15 protein-coding genes are annotated in these 17,812 nt (G+C 70.6%); 4 read left to right on the forward strand and 11 right to left on the reverse strand.

Annotated features, from left to right (window positions below):
- The first annotated feature begins 60 nt into the window (after window positions 1-60).
- Window positions 61-1,710, forward strand: coding sequence for a hypothetical protein (locus ABG085_RS17245; protein WP_347976972.1), 1,650 nt, complete (start codon window positions 61-63; stop codon window positions 1,708-1,710).
- 7 nt (window positions 1,711-1,717) lie between these two features.
- On the opposite strand, the gene ABG085_RS17250 is transcribed toward ABG085_RS17245, so the two are convergent.
- Window positions 1,718-3,130 carry a cellulase family glycosylhydrolase gene (locus tag ABG085_RS17250; protein ID WP_347976973.1) on the reverse strand — a complete coding sequence of 471 codons (1,413 nt, stop codon included), beginning with the start codon at window positions 3,128-3,130 and terminating at the stop codon, window positions 1,718-1,720.
- A 160-nt stretch (window positions 3,131-3,290) separates the two neighbouring features.
- On the opposite strand from ABG085_RS17250, the gene ABG085_RS17255 reads away from it, so the two are divergent.
- Complete coding sequence (locus ABG085_RS17255; protein WP_347976974.1) at window positions 3,291-4,292, forward strand: LacI family DNA-binding transcriptional regulator; 1,002 nt, start codon at window positions 3,291-3,293, stop codon at window positions 4,290-4,292.
- Window positions 4,293-4,404: 112 nt separating this feature from the next.
- Here ABG085_RS17255 and ABG085_RS17260 read toward each other — a convergent pair whose 3' ends face one another.
- Window positions 4,405-5,412: a LacI family DNA-binding transcriptional regulator gene (locus ABG085_RS17260; RefSeq protein ID WP_347976975.1), complete on the reverse strand. Its 1,008-nt coding sequence runs from the start codon at window positions 5,410-5,412 to the stop codon at window positions 4,405-4,407.
- Between the two features lie 80 nt (window positions 5,413-5,492).
- Window positions 5,493-7,751 (reverse strand): glycoside hydrolase family 3 C-terminal domain-containing protein, encoded by a 2,259-nt coding sequence (locus ABG085_RS17265; RefSeq protein ID WP_347976976.1) that lies wholly within the window; start codon window positions 7,749-7,751, stop codon window positions 5,493-5,495.
- A 235-nt stretch (window positions 7,752-7,986) separates the two neighbouring features.
- On the opposite strand from ABG085_RS17265, the gene ABG085_RS17270 reads away from it, so the two are divergent.
- Window positions 7,987-8,169, forward strand: coding sequence for a hypothetical protein (locus tag ABG085_RS17270; RefSeq protein ID WP_347976977.1), 183 nt, complete (start codon window positions 7,987-7,989; stop codon window positions 8,167-8,169).
- A 24-nt stretch (window positions 8,170-8,193) separates the two neighbouring features.
- Here the strand turns inward: ABG085_RS17270 and ABG085_RS17275 are convergent, their stop codons facing one another.
- Genes ABG085_RS17275 through ABG085_RS17285 form a run of 3 tightly spaced genes read right to left on the reverse strand, consistent with a single transcriptional unit; the run spans window position 8,194 to window position 11,808 of the window.
- Window positions 8,194-9,039, reverse strand: coding sequence for a transglutaminase family protein (locus ABG085_RS17275; RefSeq protein WP_347976978.1), 846 nt, complete (start codon window positions 9,037-9,039; stop codon window positions 8,194-8,196).
- A gap of 52 nt (window positions 9,040-9,091) precedes the next feature.
- Window positions 9,092-10,024: an alpha-E domain-containing protein gene (locus tag ABG085_RS17280; protein ID WP_347976979.1), complete on the reverse strand. Its 933-nt coding sequence runs from the start codon at window positions 10,022-10,024 to the stop codon at window positions 9,092-9,094.
- Window positions 10,018-11,808 (reverse strand): circularly permuted type 2 ATP-grasp protein, encoded by a 1,791-nt coding sequence (locus tag ABG085_RS17285; protein WP_347976980.1) that lies wholly within the window; start codon window positions 11,806-11,808, stop codon window positions 10,018-10,020. Before ABG085_RS17285 ends, ABG085_RS17280 begins: the two co-directional genes overlap by 7 nt.
- Window positions 11,809-12,006: 198 nt before the next feature.
- On the opposite strand from ABG085_RS17285, the gene ABG085_RS17290 reads away from it, so the two are divergent.
- A complete protein-coding gene (locus tag ABG085_RS17290) occupies window positions 12,007-13,737 on the forward strand; it encodes a molybdopterin-dependent oxidoreductase (RefSeq protein ID WP_347976981.1) in 1,731 nt (576 codons plus the stop codon).
- 25 nt (window positions 13,738-13,762) lie between these two features.
- Here ABG085_RS17290 and rocD read toward each other — a convergent pair whose 3' ends face one another.
- The 5 genes from rocD to ABG085_RS17315 form a co-directional block, all read right to left on the reverse strand.
- Window positions 13,763-14,989, reverse strand: coding sequence for an ornithine--oxo-acid transaminase (gene rocD / locus ABG085_RS17295; RefSeq protein ID WP_347976982.1), 1,227 nt, complete (start codon window positions 14,987-14,989; stop codon window positions 13,763-13,765).
- A 20-nt stretch (window positions 14,990-15,009) separates the two neighbouring features.
- A complete protein-coding gene (gene ddaH / locus ABG085_RS17300) occupies window positions 15,010-15,906 on the reverse strand; it encodes a dimethylargininase (RefSeq protein WP_347976983.1) in 897 nt (298 codons plus the stop codon).
- A 151-nt stretch (window positions 15,907-16,057) separates the two neighbouring features.
- Window positions 16,058-17,077, reverse strand: a complete 1,020-nt coding sequence (locus ABG085_RS17305; protein WP_347976984.1) for an NAD(P)-dependent alcohol dehydrogenase — start codon at window positions 17,075-17,077, stop codon at window positions 16,058-16,060.
- A 1-nt stretch (window position 17,078) separates the two neighbouring features.
- Window positions 17,079-17,294 (reverse strand): helix-turn-helix transcriptional regulator, encoded by a 216-nt coding sequence (locus ABG085_RS17310; RefSeq protein ID WP_347976985.1) that lies wholly within the window; start codon window positions 17,292-17,294, stop codon window positions 17,079-17,081.
- Window positions 17,294-17,728, reverse strand: a complete 435-nt coding sequence (locus tag ABG085_RS17315) for a hypothetical protein (RefSeq protein ID WP_347976986.1) — start codon at window positions 17,726-17,728, stop codon at window positions 17,294-17,296. The genes ABG085_RS17310 and ABG085_RS17315 overlap by 1 nt, the downstream gene beginning before the upstream one ends.
- Window positions 17,729-17,812: the final 84 nt, after the last annotated feature.

Below are 17,812 nucleotides of genomic sequence, written 5' to 3' on the forward strand. Positions count from 1 at the left end.
ATGCCGCAGGGCGGCGCCAGCCGGCAGACGCAAAGGCACGCGGAGACACAAGGGGGCACGATGACCGCGATCGACGAGGCGTTCGCACGCCTGCGGGCCGGCGACCCACTCACGCGCGCCGGCATCGGGGAAGGGCATCCGCTCCATAGCGATCTGACCCGGCGGGGCATCTCGTTCGCGGCGCTGGGGGGACGACTCGAGGAGCGCTGGCACCGAGCGTTGGCTGAGTTGGCGGAATGCGTGAGCCCGATGCGAGGTACGCCCGCGCTGCACGAGGGGGGCGTCTACCACGGTGCCTGGCTTGAGAGCACCGCGACCATCAGCGCCGAGCTCCTGGACCGGTTCGCACCGTCGGTCACGCGCACCACCCACCTGCTCTTCGCCGAGCACCAGCGCGCCGACGGGCTGCTCCCTTACAAGGTGACCGATGCCGGCCCGGCGTACTCGCAGATCCAGACCGTCACGCCCCTCGCGCGCTCCGTCTGGAACCACCACCTCCTGACCGGCCGCGAGGGCGCGCACGACCTCGTGTACCTCCGCCGCATGTACGACGCGATGGCCCGCAACGACGCGTGGTTGGCGGAGCATCGCGACACCCGCCGCACGGGGGCGGTCGAAGCATTCTGCACGTTCGACACCGGCCACGACCTCTCGCCTCGCTTCTGGCACGTTCCGGAGCGCTGCTTCGAGGGCGACGCTGCCCGCTACGATGCCGAAGTCCCCGGGCTGCCCTTCATCGCCCCTGACCTCACGGCGAACGTCGCCGCGCAGCGAGCCGCGCTCGCGCTGATCGCCGTCGAGCTCGGTGAGGATCCCGAGCCCTGGCGAGAGAAGGCCGAGGCCTCGCGTGCTGCTCTATTCGAGGAGTGTTTCGACCAGGGCGACGGCTTGTTCTTCGACCGCCTCGCCGACGGCACGCACCTGCGCCTCGCCTCCGACGTGCTGCTGCGGGTGCTGGCCTGCGGCATCGGCGACGATCGGCTCTTCGCCGACGCGCTCGAGCGCCACCTGATGAACACACGGCGCTTCCTGTCGCGCGCCGGCTTCACGTCCATCTCGATGGACGATCCCCGATTCGACGGCGACCACACCCGCAACTCCTGGGCGGGGCCGGTCAACTTCCTGACGCTCATCCGCGCCGCCCACGCCTTCGAGGCCCATGGCCGTATCGCCGAACTCTCACTGGTGCACCGCAGTGTGCTGGCCTCGGTCGCCGGCCACGACCGCTTCCCCCAGTGCCTCGACCCGTGGTCCGGTGACGCCGGGTACACCGAGAGGTACTCCCCGGCGATGCTGTGGCTGCTCGACGCGCTGGAGCGCGACTGCGGGATCCTCGCTCGTCCGGACGGCGAGGTCTGGCTCAGCGGCATGGCACCGACGCGCCTCGACCATGACCGGTCCGCCCGGGCCGTCGCGTCGGCGCGCGTCGTGGGCGGCTTCCGCTACGAACTCGCGGCCGACGATTCATCGGTGCACGTGCACCGCGACGGCGCGGCGTGGCTGCGATTCCCGCGCGGCTGGCGGGTGATCCTCGACACCGACGGCGAGGTGTCGGGAGTCGTCGGGATGTCGCCGTCGAACGTCGCGGGGGAGCTGCAGACGGAGACCTCGTCTCTAACCGTCACGCTCGCCCCGAACGAGCGCGTGGCCGTGGCGTCGAGCCGCATCGTCGCTCGCACCGCGCCGGGATTCACTCCGCCTCGGCACTGAGGCCGTACTAGGCACGCAGATGCGCACGCAGCACCTCCGACAGTCCTGCTCGCTGGTCGCATGCGTCGAAGCGGAACGATCCCGCCAGCTCGCGCACCTGCTCGAGGTCGGCGCCACGGAACCGGTCTGCGAACTGCTCCGCCAGCGGCTCGGCCAACAGGATGTGGCGCACCAGCACCGCGATGTGCGGCTGGCGGCCCCACGGATACGGCGCGTAGTCGGGGAACTCGCGGTCGAAGAGCGCATCGATCGGGTCGAGGACCTCGCGGATGCCCGCATCCGATCCGCCCCACGAGTCGATGCCGAGCCGCCGCTTCTTGTCGACCAGGTCGCCGACGAGCTGCAGGTACGCACTCTCAGGAGATGCGGTCACAAGTCCCTGCAGCCCGATGTCCTTGTACGTCCACAGCGCCCAACTGGCGCCGTGCTGGCGATAGACCTCGAGCTGATCCTGCAGCAGCTGCAGGCGCCAGTGGTCCTGGGAGCGATCCGACGAGTACACAGGCCCGAACTCGCCGATCCAGATCGGCGTGCCGGTGCGGCGCATGTACTCGGTGCGCCGCAGGAACGTCTGCTCGACGACGGAGCGATCGAAGTACTCGCCGCGCGTCACGCCGGGGTAGGCGGTCGCGCTGGTGATGCCCGGCAGCGCGTAGTCGTGGGCGGTGTAGACGGTGTTCGGCATGGGCTCGGCCCGCGCGTCGAGGAAGGAGAAGTCGGTCGAGTAGCGGTTGCCGTCGAGGAAGAGGACGTGGCCGGGGTCGACGGCGCGGATCGCACGTTCGAGCCGCTCGTAGAAGACCGGCAACACCTCGCCGGTCGGGTCGCTCGGCTCGTTGATCGGGTTGTAGCCGGCGACCTCGGGGCGGTCCTTGAACCGATCGGCGATCGCCTCCCACAGATGCACGACCCGATCCTGGAAGTGTCGCTGGTTCCAGAATTCGGCGATGTGGGTGGGATTGTCACTGTGCCAGTGCTGGTTCTGCCGACCAGGAAGAGCGTGCAGGTCCAGGATCGAGTAGATGCCGTGGCGCGCAAGCAGGGTCACGACACGGTCGAGCCGCTCGAAACCCTCCTCGTTCAGCTCGAACGGGACGGCGTCGTCCTCGAAGTGGCGGTAGTTGAACGGGATGCGCACGCTGTTGAACCCGAGCGCCGCAAGGTGCGCGGCATCCACCTCGTCGAAGAAGTCCCGCGAGAAGGCGTCGAAGAACGCATCGTAGGCCTCGCGGCCCATGCGGTCGAGCATGAGACGGCGGATCGCCTGCTCGTTCCCCGGGTAACCGGTGATGAAGTTCTCCATGTTCATCCAGCCGCCGAGACCCACTCCCGCCAGCCGCACCGGGGCACCGCCGGCGTCGACGAGGTCGGAGCCCCGCACAGCGAGGAAGTCGAGCATCGCCGTCCGATTTTGTTGCATGGGCCGAGTGTACAAGAAATCGCTTTCTCGACAAGCCTTCGAAACACCATCCCAGTGCGTCCGGAACCGTGGATTCTCCGGTGAAAGCGGTTTCGCACAGATAGGATGAGCCCAGGGCGTGCAGCCCGACGGCGTTACCGACATCACGAAAGGGGTCCGCGTGGTCAGACGCACCAGAGCGACGACGATCGCCGAGGTCGCGCATCACGCCGGGGTCTCCCCGGCCACCGTGTCGCGCGTGATGAACGACCGCTTCCTGGGCGAACCGAAAATCGCCGAGCGGGTGCGCGCGTCCGCCCGCGAGCTGGACTACTCACCCAACCACCTGGCGCGCAGCTTTGCGCTCGGGCAGACCAACGCCATCGGGTTCCTCGTACCCGATCTGGGGAACCCGTCGTTCCAAGCCGTGCTGTCGGGGCTGAGCAAGGCCGCGGGCGACGAGGGCTATCGCGTGCTGGTCGCGGATTCGGCGGAGTCTGCCGAGGACGAGCCGCTCCTCGCCGCCGAGATCCGCCGGCGGTGCGACGCGCTCGTGCTGTGCGCACCGCGAATGGCCGAGGAGGCGCTGGTGCGTGCCACTGAGTCGCTCGGTCCCGTGGTGCTGATGAACCGGTCGAGCACTTCAGTCACCGCTCCGACCCTCTCGGTCGACTCGCGCAGCGGGTTCGAGGCCCTCGCTCGCCACGTGTACGCACTTGGCCACCGCCGCCTAGCGTACGTCGAAGGGCCAGCGGGGGTAGCGAACGAGAAGCGGCTACGTGGCCTCGCCGACTTCCAGGAGTCGGTGAAGGGGGTGACCGTCGAACGAGTCACCGGCGGCGCGGGCAGCGAGCACGGTCTCGCCGCAGTCGACGCCGTCGTGCGCACGCGGGCGACGGCGGCCCTCGCGTTCAACGATCTCGTCGCCGTCGGCCTCGTGCACGGACTGGTCGAGCGCGGCGTGCACGTCCCCGACGACATCTCGGTGACGGGGTTCGATGACATCCCGTTCGCGCGTTTCATGTCGCCGTCACTGACGACCGCGTCGGTACCCCACGAGGTTCTGGGCGCCCTTGCCTGGGCGCGGATGCGGGCGCTGATCGAGGGTTCGACACCCGATCACGACGTCGTCTTCCAGCCCCGGCTCGAAGTAAGGCGTTCGACAGCGGCTCCGGGCAGATAGCCGGCGCTCGGTCGCCCCGCCGGGTCCGTCGCGACGCGGATGATCAGCTCCGGTCGGTGATCCTTCGCGCACGGTGATGCCGCCCGTCAGGCAGCCGATTCGGCGGGGCCCGTCAGGGCGCCGACGTCGACGTCCGCACCTTCAGCTCGATCTCGAAGCCCTCGTGCACCGGCTCCGTACGCCCGGCGAAGCGCTCGAGGAGCATCTCGACGGCCCTCGCGCCCATGGCCTCGCCCGGCTGGTGCACGGTGGTGAGGCCCAGAGCGGGGTGGGATGCCATCGGCACGTCGTCATAGCCGACGACCGAGAGCGGCCGCCCGAGCTCGGCGGCGGCGCGCATCGCGCCGAAGGCGAGCTCATCGTGAGCCGCGAACACCGCCGTCACGGGCGTGCCCGCCTCCAGCGTGCGCCGCACGACCTCGTAGGAGTTCCCTTCCCCTTCGTCGGTGCGCCAGACGACGGCGCGGTCGCGGTGGCCCGCGGCTTCCATCGCCGCGGCATACTCCCGCAGGCGCACGCCGTGCGGAAACGGCTCGGCGTGGTCGGACTCGGGCAAGGTGAGATGGGCGATGTGCGTGTGCCCGAGGGCCAGCAGGTGCTGCATCGCAGCCTGCGCCCCGGCCGCGTCGTCGCCGGCGACCACGTCGTAGCGGTCGGACGTGTCGTGGCGTCCGAACATCACGACGGGGACCGACGCCGAGATCCGCTCCAGCCCCGCCTCGTCGACACGGGGCGAGACGGCGATGAGGCCGTCGACCTGGCGGTCCACCAGCGCCTCGAGAGCGCGCAGCCCTTCCCGTGAAGCCGCCTCGGCAGGGGCGATGATGAGCTGGTACGGCGTGCCCTCGAGTGCGCCCGTCGCACCCCGCACGATGCGCGCGAAGAAGTGGTTCGCGAGGTCGGGAAGCTCGATGCCGAGGGTGTAGGTGCGCCCGCGCATCGCCCGTGCCGCGATCCGCGGGCGGTAGTTCAGCTCGGTCATCGCCGCCGTCACGCGCGCGCGCATCGCATCGCTGACGCCGTACGCGTCACGCAGCACCTTCGACACGGCCGCACGCGACACGCCTGCCGCCAGCGCGACGTCTTCGATGGTCGCCGCACGCGGTCGAGGGACACTCATGAGACGAGGGTAGTGGCGGGGGGCGCAGCGACGCCGGAGGGGACGGCGCGCGCTGTCACCGCCCTCTCCGGCGCCATGGGCTACTTCACCGAGAAGGACGCCTCGGCCTCGGCGCCGACCGAGCCGCCGACCGTCACCGTGTAGGTGCCGGGTGCGGTCGACCATGCCGACGCGTCCGCGTCCCAGTACTCGAGCAGGTGCATGTCGGCGAGGTCCTCGGCCGACAGCGTCACCTGCACGTTGCGGTGCTCCCCGGCCGCGAGCGTCACGCGCTCCCAGCCGATCAGCCGCTTCGAAGGCTCACCCGAGGCGTCGGGCAGCTCGAGGTAGACCTGGGCCACCTCGGTGCCGGCGACGTCACCGGTGTTGGTGAGCTTGAACCGCACCCGGATCTCTTTGTCGCCCGTTGTCGACTGCGGGGTCACCGTCACCTTGTCGTACGAGAACTCGGTGTAGCTGAGACCGTGTCCGAACTCGAACAGCGGCTCGATGCCTTGCGCCTCGTACCAGCGGTAGCCGACCTGCAGGCCCTCGCTGTAGTCCACCTGGCGGATGCCGGATGCGTCCAGAACGCCGGGGTACTGCGCCTCCGAACCGGCGGTCGGCGTGTCGGCGAGCGAGACGGGGAACGTCATCGGCAGCTTTCCCGAAGGGTTCGCATCTCCGTACACGAGTGCCGCGAGAGCCGGGCCGAACTGCTCACCCGAGTGCCACGCGTGGAACACGGCGTCGACGTCGTCGATCCACGGCATCTCGACTGCGGAGCCCGCGTTGATGACTGCCACGGTGGAGGGAGCGGATGCCGCGACCGCCGCGATGAGCTGGTCGCCGTTGCCGTCCAGCCGGAGGTCGGGCAGGTCCTGACTCTCGCCCATCGTGTAATGGCCGAACACGATCGCGACATCGGCAGCGGATGCCACCGCGGCGGCCTGCGCCGCGTCGGCCCCGTTGTCGTACACGACCTCCCCGCCGGCCTGGGTCACGCGCTCGGTGAGGGCGGAGAGCGGGTCGACGAGAGCGTTGCAGTTCAGCACGGGTCCGCCCGGGCCGAACGGGAAGTCCCAGCCGCAGCCGGTCTTCGCGCTCACGTCGCCGGTCGGGACGCTCGACGCGGTCTGTCCGATGACAGCGACGGTGAGATCCCCCGCGGTCAGGGGCAGGGCGCCGTCGTTCTTCAGCAGCACCGTGCTCTGCTCGGCGATCTCGCGGGCGAGCGCCTTGTGCTCCGGCGTGGAGACGTCGGCGACGGGCGTCGCGGGCACCGGGTGGTCGAACAGACCTCCCCCGATGTAGGAGCGCACGACGCGGAACGCGGCTTCGTCGATCCGCTCCTGCGTGATCTCACCGGCGGCCAGTGCGGCATCCAGACGTGCGGGCGTGAACCAGCGCGGCCGGTTCAGCTCCTGATCGAGGCCGGCGTTCAGCGAAGGAGCGGTGGAGTGCACCGAGCCGAAGTCGCTCATCACGTAGCCCTCGAACGGGTAGTCCTGACGCAGGCTCGTGGTGAGGATCTCGTTCTCGCACGCCCAGGCGCCGTTGACCTGGTTGTACGAGCACATGAGGCTGCCGGGATCGCTCTTGCGCACGGCGATCTCGTACGGCAGGTCGTAGATCTGCTTGAACGTCCGCTCATCCATGTTCGACGAGCTGGACTGCCGGGCGAGTTCCTGCTCATTCGCCACGTAGTGCTTGAGGTTCGCGATCACCGGCTTGTCCGGGTTCCCGTCCTCGAGGCCACGGACGTTGGCCGCAGCCATGAGACCGGAGAGCACGGGATCCTCGCCGAAGTACTCCGACCCCCGGCCCGACAACGGCGTGCGGCCCGAGGCGATGCCCGGTCCGAGGACGACGGCACTGCGCTTGTCGAAGGACTCGCTGCCGTGCGCGGTCGCCTTCTGCTCGCCGAGCTCGAGGTTCCACGTCGCCGCGACGGCGATGGGCCCGGGCCACGCGGTGGTCCCTGCCGATTGGTAGACGCCGTCCGGGCCGTTGGCGTAGACGACCACCGGCGTGCAGGCGACCTGTGCGGGGTACACCACCGGCGCCTCACCCGCGAACCCGGGATTCCACGTCGTGCGGACGGGGTCGTTCGCCGGCTGCTCGACCAGCCAGCGGTACTTCTGGTGCTGCGAGCTGGCATCGAGCAGCGCCTGGGCCCGTTCGTCGGCGGACTTCGACGAATCCATCCACGGCACCGTCGCGCAGTCCACCGCGGCGGCCGGCGCGGCGACCGCGACCACCGCCCCCGTGCTCACCAGCGTGGCGCCCAGCAGCACCGCGATCACACGTCGACGCCCGCGCGTTCGGCGCGGCCGTCGGTCTTTCTCGGACAACGTCATCGTCGTTCCTCTCCGTCGAGGAGCGATCCGTAGACCGCTCTACATGTGTAGACCGCTCTACGGTGACACGCGGCATGCGTGACGTCAAGGTTCTGCTCGCACGACCCAAGAGCGGACCGGTGGATGCCGCGGCCGCGAGCGGCGCCCACCTCGGTCGCCCTCACACCCCGTCGGGCGCAGCGGTGCGATGTCAAGACCCCGTCCCCGGGCATCCTTCCGGGGCTAGCGTGTCTGCATGGACGAACCGCGAACCGAAGACCAGACGCCCGGCGACGGCACCCCCGGCGACGAGAGGCCCCGCAGCGGCGACGAGAACCCGGTCGGCGGCGACGAGACCACCGAAGAGCAGCTGGAGGCCGACAACCCCGTCGAAGCCGACACTCTCGAGACCCTGGATCCCGACAACCCCCCGGCCTGACCAAGCGGTCGGTGACGACCGCCCCTACGCCTCGCGGGTGATGGTCACCTTGACGTGCAGGTTGCTCTTGAAGGGTCCGGCGTAGACGCCGCGCAGCGGCGGGACGTCGCCGTAGTCGCGTCCACGACCGACCAGCACGTGCCGGTCGCCGATCTCGATGTTGTTGGTGGGGTCGAAGCCCTGCCACTCCCCCGCGAACCACTCGATCCACGCGTGCGACTCGCCGGTGACGGCGACGCCGACCTCGGCCGACGGCCGCGGGTGCAGGTAGCCCGAGACGTAACGCGCCGGGATGCCGACCTCGCGCAGGGCGCCCAGGGTGACGTGCGCGATGTCCTGGCAGACGCCCTTGCGCGCCTCCCACGCCTCGCTCGCCGTCGAGTGCACGCCGGTGATGCCGTGCATGTACTCCACGGCGTCACCGACCGCGACCGAGATCGCGTGTGCCGCCCGGCCGGGGTGGTCGTGCTCGGCGGCGATGCTGCGCGCGAGCTCCGCCACCTCGGCGTGGGGGCGCGTGCGCCCGGTCTGCGACAGCTGCTCGACCGTCTCGATCGAGCGGGACGACTCGCGAGCGAGGTCATCCCACGTGAGGTCGATGTGCTCGAGCGGACGCGGGCGCACCTCGACCAGCGAGCGGGCGGTGATCGTGAGCGACGAGTGCGGCGACAGCACGTCGAATGCCGCGACCCTCGTGCCGAAGTAGTCGACGTACTGGTTGACGGATGTCGACGGCTCGATGTCCAGCGACGAGTTCAGCACGAACTGGCTGTCGGTGGAGCCCGGCAGCATGCGGGCCTCGTTGTACGAGGCCGTCACGTCGCCGAGATAGCTGAAGCCCGTCTGGTGCTCGATGCGGAGTCTCTTCATGATCGCCGCCCCGGTCGCTGTGGTTCGACAGGCTCACCAACCGGTCGAAGGGTCATGAGATCTCTCCGATCCAGCTGGGCTCGGCCTGGGTCGGGAAGAACCGGCCGCGGATCGCCTCGGATGCCTCGCGCGTGACCGTCTGCACGCGGTCCATCTGCGTCGGCAGCTCGCCGAGGATCTCGGAGATGGGCCGGTACTCGAGATCGTTGCGGATCTGACCGAGCGCCCGCAGCACCGTGTTCGAGTGGCCGACCCGGTCGGCACGGGGGTCGATGGCGCTCATGCACTCCTCGGCGCGCTGGATCGAGTAGATGATCGAGCGCGGGAACAGCCGGTCGAGAAGGAGGAACTCGGCCGCGTTGCGGGCGCTCGGCATGCCGCGATACGTGCGGAGATACGCCTCGTACGCGCCGCACGAGCGCAGGATCGTCGTCCACGACGGACCGGATGCCTCGGTCAGCGACCGCGTCGCGAGCAGGCGCGCCGTCATGTCGGTGCGCTCGATGCTGCGGCCGAGCGTGAAGAACTGCCACGCTTCGTCCCGGCTGGTGGACGAGTCCACGATGCCGACGGCGAGCGCCGCGCGCTCGCGCACCCACTGGAAGAACTCGTGCACCCGGTCGTTCTGCAGGCGCCGCGGCATCCGTGCATTCGTGGTGTTGAGGGTCTCCCACAGCTCCGACGAGACGATCTCGCGCGCTCGCCGGGCGTTCTCGCGGGCCGCGGTGAGGGCGTAGGCGATGCTCGACGGGTTCATGCGGTCGACGGCGAGACGTGCCAGCACGTCTTCGCGGCGGACGTGCTCGACGCCGGGCGGCGGGGCGGACCCCATGACGCTGAGGAGCGACCGGCACGCGGTGTCCTCGTCGATCCACGGGTCTTCGAGCAGGAGCTGCAGGTGCACGTCGAGGATGCGCGCCGTGCCGTCGCTGCGCTCGATGTACCGCCCGATCCAGAACAGGCTCTCCGCGATGCGACTCAGCATCCCCGCTCACCACCCGACATGTCCCGATTTCGGTCGTTGCCGCGCTCTGCTGCGGAGGATTCTGGGACATGCTCCGCCGGGATCGGGACACGGCGGGGGGAGGAGACGGATGCCGCGACCGCACCCTGCTGCTGTTGCTGCTGCTCCTGCTGCTCGACGCGCGAGCGCGGGCGGTCGTGCGGCGAGTGGGTCGGCTCGGTCTGGGGGTCGTAGATGATCGGGATGGCCGCGGTCACCGTCGACGCCTGGTCGGCGACGAGCTCGGGCACGCCGCGGCCGTGGCCGTACTCGACCTGCCCCGGTGCGGAGCCGCCGACGATCCACGTGTCCTTCGAACCACCGCCCTGGCTGGAGTTGACGACGAGCTGGCCTTCCGGCAGCGCGACGCGGGTGAGGCCTCCGGGGAGCACCCACACGTCCTCGCCGTCGTTGACCGCGAAGGGCCTCAGGTCGGCGTGGCGCGGGCGCATGCCGTCCTCCACGAGGGTGGGGATCGTCGACAGCATGACCACGGGCTGCGCGATCCAGCCGCGAGGGTCGGCGCGCAGGAGCTGCCGGAGCTTCTCGAGCTCGGCCGGCGAGGCATCCGGTCCGACGACCAGCCCCTTGCCGCCAGAGCCGTCGACCGGCTTCACCACGAGCTCGTCGAGCCGGTCGAGCACCTCTTCGAGGGCCCCCGGGTCTTCGAGCCGCCACGTGTCGACGTTCTTGAGGATCGGCTCCTCGGCCAGGTAGTAGCGGATGAGGTCGGGCACGTAGGTGTAGAGCAGCTTGTCGTCTGCGACGCCGTTGCCCACCGCATTGGCGATCGTGACGTTGCCCAGGCGTGCGGCGAGCATGAGCCCCGGCGCACCCAGCATCGAGTCGGCGCGGAACTGCAGCGGATCGAGGAACTCGTCGTCGACCCGGCGGTAGATCACGTCGACGCGCTTGGGTCCGCGGGTGGTGCGCATGAACACCTTGCCGCCGATGCAGAGCAGGTCGCGGCCCTCGACGAGCTCGACGCCCATGAGCCGTGCGAGCAGCGTGTGCTCGAAGTAGGCGGAGTTGTAGACGCCCGGGGTGAGGACGACGACGTTCGGGTCCTCGATGCCGGCCGGGGCCGAGGCGCGCAGCGCCGCGAGCAGCTTGTTCGGGTAGTCGCCGACCGGACGCACCCGCATCGAGACGAAGAGCTCGGGCAGGGTCTGCGCCATCACCCGGCGGTTCGAGATGACGTAGCTGACGCCCGACGGCACGCGCACGTTGTCTTCGAGCACGCGCATCTCGCCGTGCTCGTCGCGGATCAGGTCGATGCCCGACACCTGGATGCGCACGCCGTTGGCGGAGTGGATGCCGGCGGCCTGACGATAGAAGTACTGCGAGCTCGCGATCAGCCCGGCGGGAAGCACCTCGTCGCGCACGCAGAACTGGTGGCCGTAGGCGTCGTCGAGGAAGGCCTCGAGCGCCCGCACCCGCTGCTTCACGCCGGCCTCGATACGCGACCACTCGTCGAACGTGATCACGCGGGGCACGGCATCCAGTGGGAACGGCCGCTCCTCGCCCGCGAAGTCGAACGTCACGCCCTGGGCGAGATACGAGCTGGCGAGCGAGTCGGTGCGGCCGCGCAACTCGTCCTGGGTCATCTGGGCGAGCGCCTGGTACAGCTCTCGATAGGCCTCGCGGGACTCGGCCGGTGCACCCGGGTGAGCCGGGTTCCCGAACATCTCGTCGAACGCGGGAACCCCCGAGGGCGTCTTGCGCGGCGCCAGCGTGGAGCCGTAGCCGTCGAACAGATCACCCATCCGGACAGCCTAACCGGGACCGTGTTGCCGCGGTGTTTCGACGGATGCCGGGGGCCGTCGCGGGGTGCGATCCCCGGCGATGAGGTGACATCGGGCGCCGGCCGCGCCCCACCTGTGCCATCGGGCGGAGGAGGGTCTGTAAGAACCCCGTAATCCCGACACCGCCCGCCGCGCGCCCGCGAACCATACGCTGGCACCATGGCTGCGACCCGATCGGCCGGACCTGCACCGGCCCCCCTGACGTGGGTCGCGGGCGTGGCCGCCGTGCTGCTCGCGGCGGGGCTCGGCGAGTTGGTCGCCGTCGTCGTCAACCCCGCGTCCAGTCCGGTGGCCGCGATCGGCGCCGCCCTCATCGACATCGCCCCGCCGTGGGCGAAGGACACCGCGATCGCGCTGTTCGGCACCGCCGACAAGATCGCCCTGATCGTGGGCATCGCGCTCGTGATGCTCGCTCTCGCCGCACTCGCCGGCTGGCTCCAGTCGCGCCGGCCACCGTGGGGCGTCGTCCTGATCGCCGTCTTCGGCATCACCGGCGCGCTCGTGGCCGCGACCCGACCCGGCGCCGGCGCGCTCGCCTGGCTTCCGGCGCTCGTCGCCGGTGCGGTGGGCGCCGTCGCTCTCTGGCTGCTGGTGCGGCTCCTGGATCCGACGGCCGCACCGCACCGCGCCTCGGGCCGGCGCCAGGACGCGGAGGCCGCGACCACGCGCGCAGCTTCTGATCCGCCGGTGCGGATGGATGCCGCGGCGCCCGCTGCTGCGACATCCACACCCGGCGCCTCACCCGACCTCCCCGCCGATGCGGATCCGGGCCGCCCGGCCGGCACCACCACCCTCGACCGCGACCCGAGGCCGCTCGAGCCGCCCAGCCGCCGCACGTTCTTCGCGTGGGCGGGCGCCGCGGCGGCGGCCGGCATCCTCGCGACGGTCGTCGGCGTGCGCGGCGCGACGTCTGCGACGGTCGCGGCCGTCCGGCGGGCCGTGAAGCTCCCGCAGCCGGCGGTCGAGGCAGCCGCCGTGCCCACCGGGGCGGAGCTCGACCTGCCGGGCCTGGCCGACGTCGTCACGCCGAACGACCGGTTCTACCGCATCGACACCGCCCTCATCGTGCCCGAGGTCGATCCGGCCGACTGGCGCCTGCGCGTGCACGGCATGGTGGCGAACGAGTTCGAGCTGACGTGGGACGAGCTGCTCGCGCTGCCGGTGGAGGAGTCGTGGACGACCCTCGCCTGCGTGTCGAACGAGGTCGGCGGCACGCTGATCGGCAACGCCCGCTGGCTGGGGTACCCGATCCGCGAGCTGCTCGCCCGGGCACGGCCCACCGCGGATGCCGACATGGTGCTGTCCCGGTCGATCGACGGGTTCACGGCATCCACTCCCCTCGAGGCCCTCACCGACGACCGCAACGCCATCCTCGCCGTCGGCATGAACGGCGTCCCGCTGCCGACGGAGCACGGCTTCCCGGTGCGCATGGTGGTGCCGGGCCTCTACGGCTACGTGTCGGCGACGAAGTGGGTCGTCGATCTCGAGGTGACGCGGTTCGATCTCGCCACCGCGTACTGGACGACGCGCGGGTGGTCGGAGCGGGGCCCGATCAAGCTGCAGTCCCGCATCGACGTGCCGCGTGGCGGCCAGGACCTGAAGGCCGGGGAAGTGGTCGTCGCGGGCGTGGCGTGGCAGCAGCAGGTGGGCGTGGAGGGCGTCGAGGTGCGCATCGACGAGGGCGAATGGATGCCGGCGACCCTCGCGACGGCCATCTCGGACGACACGTGGGTGCAGTGGAGCTTCCCCTGGACCGCGACGCCGGGCGACCACGTCATCCAATGCCGCGCCACGAGCAAGGCAGGAGAGGTGCAGACCCCCGAGACCGCGCCGGTGGTTCCGGACGGGGCCACCGGCTGGCACTGGCGCACGGTGTCGGTCTTCGACTGACCGCCGCAGCGGGCGCCGTTCCGGGTCAGGCGGCGAGCACCACGCGGAGCTGCTCGACCGCCCAGTCCAGCTCGGTGCCGCGGATGACGAGCGGCGGCGCGATGCGGATCGTCTGGCCGTGCGTGTCCTTGACGAGGACACCGCGGCCGATGAGCCGCTCGGCGATCTCGCGGCCGGTGCCCACGGCGGGGTCGATGTCCACGCCCGCCCAGAGTCCCACGACGCGGATCTCGGTGACGCCGTGGCCGACGAGCCCCTGCAGCCTCGACTCGAGGTGCTCACCGAGGAGCTTCGCGCGACGCTGGAACTCGCCGGTCTGCAGCATCTCGACGACGCGCAGGCCCACGGCCGCCGCGAGGGGATTGCCGCCGAACGTCGAGCCGTGCTCGCCCGGGCGGATCACGCCCAGCACGTCGCGGTCGGCGGCGACGGCCGAGAGGGGAAGGATGCCGCCGCCCAGCGCCTTGCCGAGCAGATAGACGTCGGGCACCACGCCTTCGCGGTCGCACGCGAACGTCTCGCCGACGCGGCCGAGGCCCGACTGGATCTCGTCGGCGATGAGCAGCACGCCGCGGCGGGTGCAGATCTCGCGGACCTTACGGAGGTATCCCTCCGGCGGCACGACGACGCCGGCCTCGCCCTGGATCGGCTCGATGAGCACGGCGACGGTGTCAGCGGTGATCGCGGCGTCGATGACGGCGGCGTCGCCGAAGGGCACCGAGACGAATCCGGGGGTGAACGGCCCGAAGTCCGCCCGCGCCTGCGGGTCGTCGCTGAAGCCCACGATGGTGGTCGTGCGGCCATGGAAGTTGCCGTGCGCGACGATGATGCGCCCGGCATCCGGAGCCACGCCCTTCACCCGACGGCCCCACGCGCGTGCGACCTTGATGCCGGTCTCGACCGCCTCGGCGCCGGTGTTCATCGGCAGCACCAGCTCCTTGCCGCACAGCGCGGCGAGCGCGGCCGCGAACGGGCCGAGCCGGTCGTTGTGGTACGCGCGACTGGTGAGCGTGAGACGGTTCAGCTGCTCCTGTGCGGCGGCGAGGAGCGCCGGATGCCCGTGCCCGAAGTTGAGCGCCGAGTAGGCCGACAGCAGGTCGAGGTAGCGCTTGCCCTCGACATCCGTCACCCACGCGCCCTCGCCGCGGGAGATCACCACGGGCAGCGGGTGGTAGTTGTGCGCGACGTGCTCCTCTTCGGCGGCGATGATCTGGCTCATCGCCGCGTCGACCGAGGGGATGGTGGCGGTCATGGTGCTCCTCTTTCCCGCCGTCAGCGCCGCAGCTCGAGCGTGCAGCACTTGATGCCGCCGCCGCCGAGCAGCAGCTCGGACAGGTCGACGAGCACCGGGTTGTAGCCGCGCTCGCGCAGCTGCGCCTCGAAGCCCTTGGCCCGCGGCGAGATGATGACGTTGCGGCCGTCGCTGGCCGAGTTGAGGCCGAACACCGCGCCGTCGGCGTCGGCGACGCGGATCGCGTCGGGGTAGCGCTCGGCGAGGATCGCCTGGCTGCGCTCGTCGAACGCGTGCTCGAGGTAGGCGATGTTGGCCTTCTCGACGCCGCCCGGACCCTCGACCGGATCGAGCACCGAGATGGCGGTGTCGAGGTGGTAGAACCGCGGATCGACGAGGTTGAGGCTGATGACCTCCTTGCCGAAGACGTCGGCGAGCTCGCGGTGGCTGTCACCCGTCGAGCGGAAGCCGGTTCCGGCGAGGATCGTGTCGCCCACGAGGAGGAAGTCGCCTTCGCCCTCGTTGACCTCGACGGGCTCGGCGACCTCGAAGCCGTTGGCGCGGAACCAGTCCATGAACGCCGGACCCTCGGGCACGCGCTCCTGGAACCGGAACTTGGCCCCATAGGCGACGTTGTCGATGACGAAGCCGCCGTTGGCGGTGTAGACCATGTCGGGCAGGCCATCGATGGGGTCGATGAGGTGCACCTCGTGCCCGAGCGCGACATAGGTGTCGTACAGCGCCTGCCACTGCCGCACCGCGAGGGCGGTGTCGGTCGGGTTCGTGGGCACCATCCACGGGTTGATCGTGTAGCTCACCGTGAAGTGCTCGGGGCGGCACATCAGGTAGCGGCGGACCTGCTGGATGCGGCCTCCGTCGGCGGCGGGCACGGCCGCTGAGCCTGTCGAAGGGGCGGGCGCGGTGTTCTGCGTGGACATCTTGCTCCTGTACGAGGGGCGGCGGACGCTGTCCAGGGGCCCGGCGGAGCTGCGGAAGCCGGCAACCGGGCACGCCGCGACCATTCTCTCACGAAGGTTGTGCGCGCCCTGGGAGCCGGTCACCCGTCCCGTTCACGCGCGCGCCGCAGCATCAGCCCGCCGTCACGACCACCTTGCCCACCACGTGGCCGGCGGCGACGTGCGCCAGGGCGGCGGGCGCGTCGCCGAACACGAACGTCTGCTCGATCACCGGGCGCAGCGACCCGGCAGCGGCGAGCGCCACCAGTTCGGACAGCACCTCGGGCTTCGCCGTCGCGGCGAGCGGGCGAAGAGGCCGTCGCGAGCCGATCGACAGGAGAGCGGCGCGCATGATCCTGCCGATCGGTCCCAGCACACGACCGCCCTCTCCCGACACCAGCACGACCCGGCCGCCGTCGCGCGCGAGGCGCTGCAGCACGCGCAGCGGCGCGGTGCCGGCGATGTCGACGACCACGTCGAACGTGCCGTCCTCGAGCTCGGGAGCACCGGGCTGCACCCGGTGATAGTCGAATGTGCGCGCGGCGCCGAGTCCCCCGACGACCGCGCGGCTGCGCTCGCCGCACAGCGCCCAGACTTCTGCGCCCCGCAGCGCGGCCAGCTGCACGACGAACGTGCCGACGCCGCCCGAGGCGCCGATGACGAGCACGCGATGACCGGATGCCGCATCCCCGCGGGCGAGCGCCTGCCACGCGGTTCCACCCGCGACAGGCAGCGCCGCGGCCACGCCGGGCGCGAGCGCCCCCGGCCGGGACACGAGCCGGGAGGCCGGTGCGAGGGCGTATGCCGCCAGTCCCCCACCGGCGGGGAGCTCGCAGACCACCTCATCGCCGACGGAGACGCCGGTCACGCCGTCGCCGATCGCGACCACGGTGGCCGCGGCATCCATTCCGCGCACGGGCTGGCGCGGCCGGTGCAGAACGAACGCGAGACGCACGAGGAGGGGCTCACCGCGCATCACGCGGATGTCGCCGTTGTTGAGGCCCGTGGCGCGCAGCCGCAGCAGCACCTCGCCGCGTCCGGGCGCCGGGACGTCGACCGTCTCCCGCCTGACGGCGTCGGCCTCGCCGTAGCGATGCTGGGTCCAGGCGGGCATCGTGTCGGTGCCGAGCGCCGTGGGGGTGTTCGCGGACATGTCATTCCTCCGGGTAGTCGAAGAGGTCGTCGAGGCCCACGCCGAAGGCGCGGGAGAGCTGGAAGGCGAGCTCGAGCGTGGGCGAGTACCTGCCCTGCTCGATGGCGATGAGGGTCTGCCGGGTCACGCCGATCCGGCGGGCGAGCTCGGCCTGCGTGATCCCGGCCGCCTCGCGCACGGCGCGGATCGAGTTCGTGACCTTGGTGGGCTTGACCATCAGACGAGCCCGCGCCGGTAGGCGATGACACTCGCGATGCCGCCGATGATCGACGAGACCGCGAAACCGAAGAACATGGTGTTCGCGATCCAGAACCAGTCCGCCTCGAAGGCGCACAGGACGATGACGCCCAGTCCCGCGATCACGAGGAACGCCTGCCCGACGCGGGTCGACATGTGCGCGATGTCGCGGTCGCGCTGATCGCTCTTGCCGACGCCCTCAGGATCCCTCAGACCGGCGAGCATGCCCCACACGATGCTGAGCACGATGGCGCCGACGATGCTGGCCCCGATCGTCCACAGCATGATCGGCACCCAGTCGACGTCGGTGAGCGGCCCGCCGGCGGCCTGCTGCAGCACGATCACGACATACACACCCATCCCGATCACGCTGACGATGAGGCTCGCCCAGATGTTGCGCTCCTCGTAGACCATGGCTCCTCCAGCGTTGTGTAAAAGATTCTTGACACTGAACGTAGACCCACCCAGACGGTGTGTCAAGAATTTTTTACACTGGGT

The sequence above is a fragment of the Microbacterium sp. ProA8 genome, from assembly GCF_039905635.1.
Classification (GTDB): domain Bacteria; phylum Actinomycetota; class Actinomycetes; order Actinomycetales; family Microbacteriaceae; genus Microbacterium; species Microbacterium chionoecetis.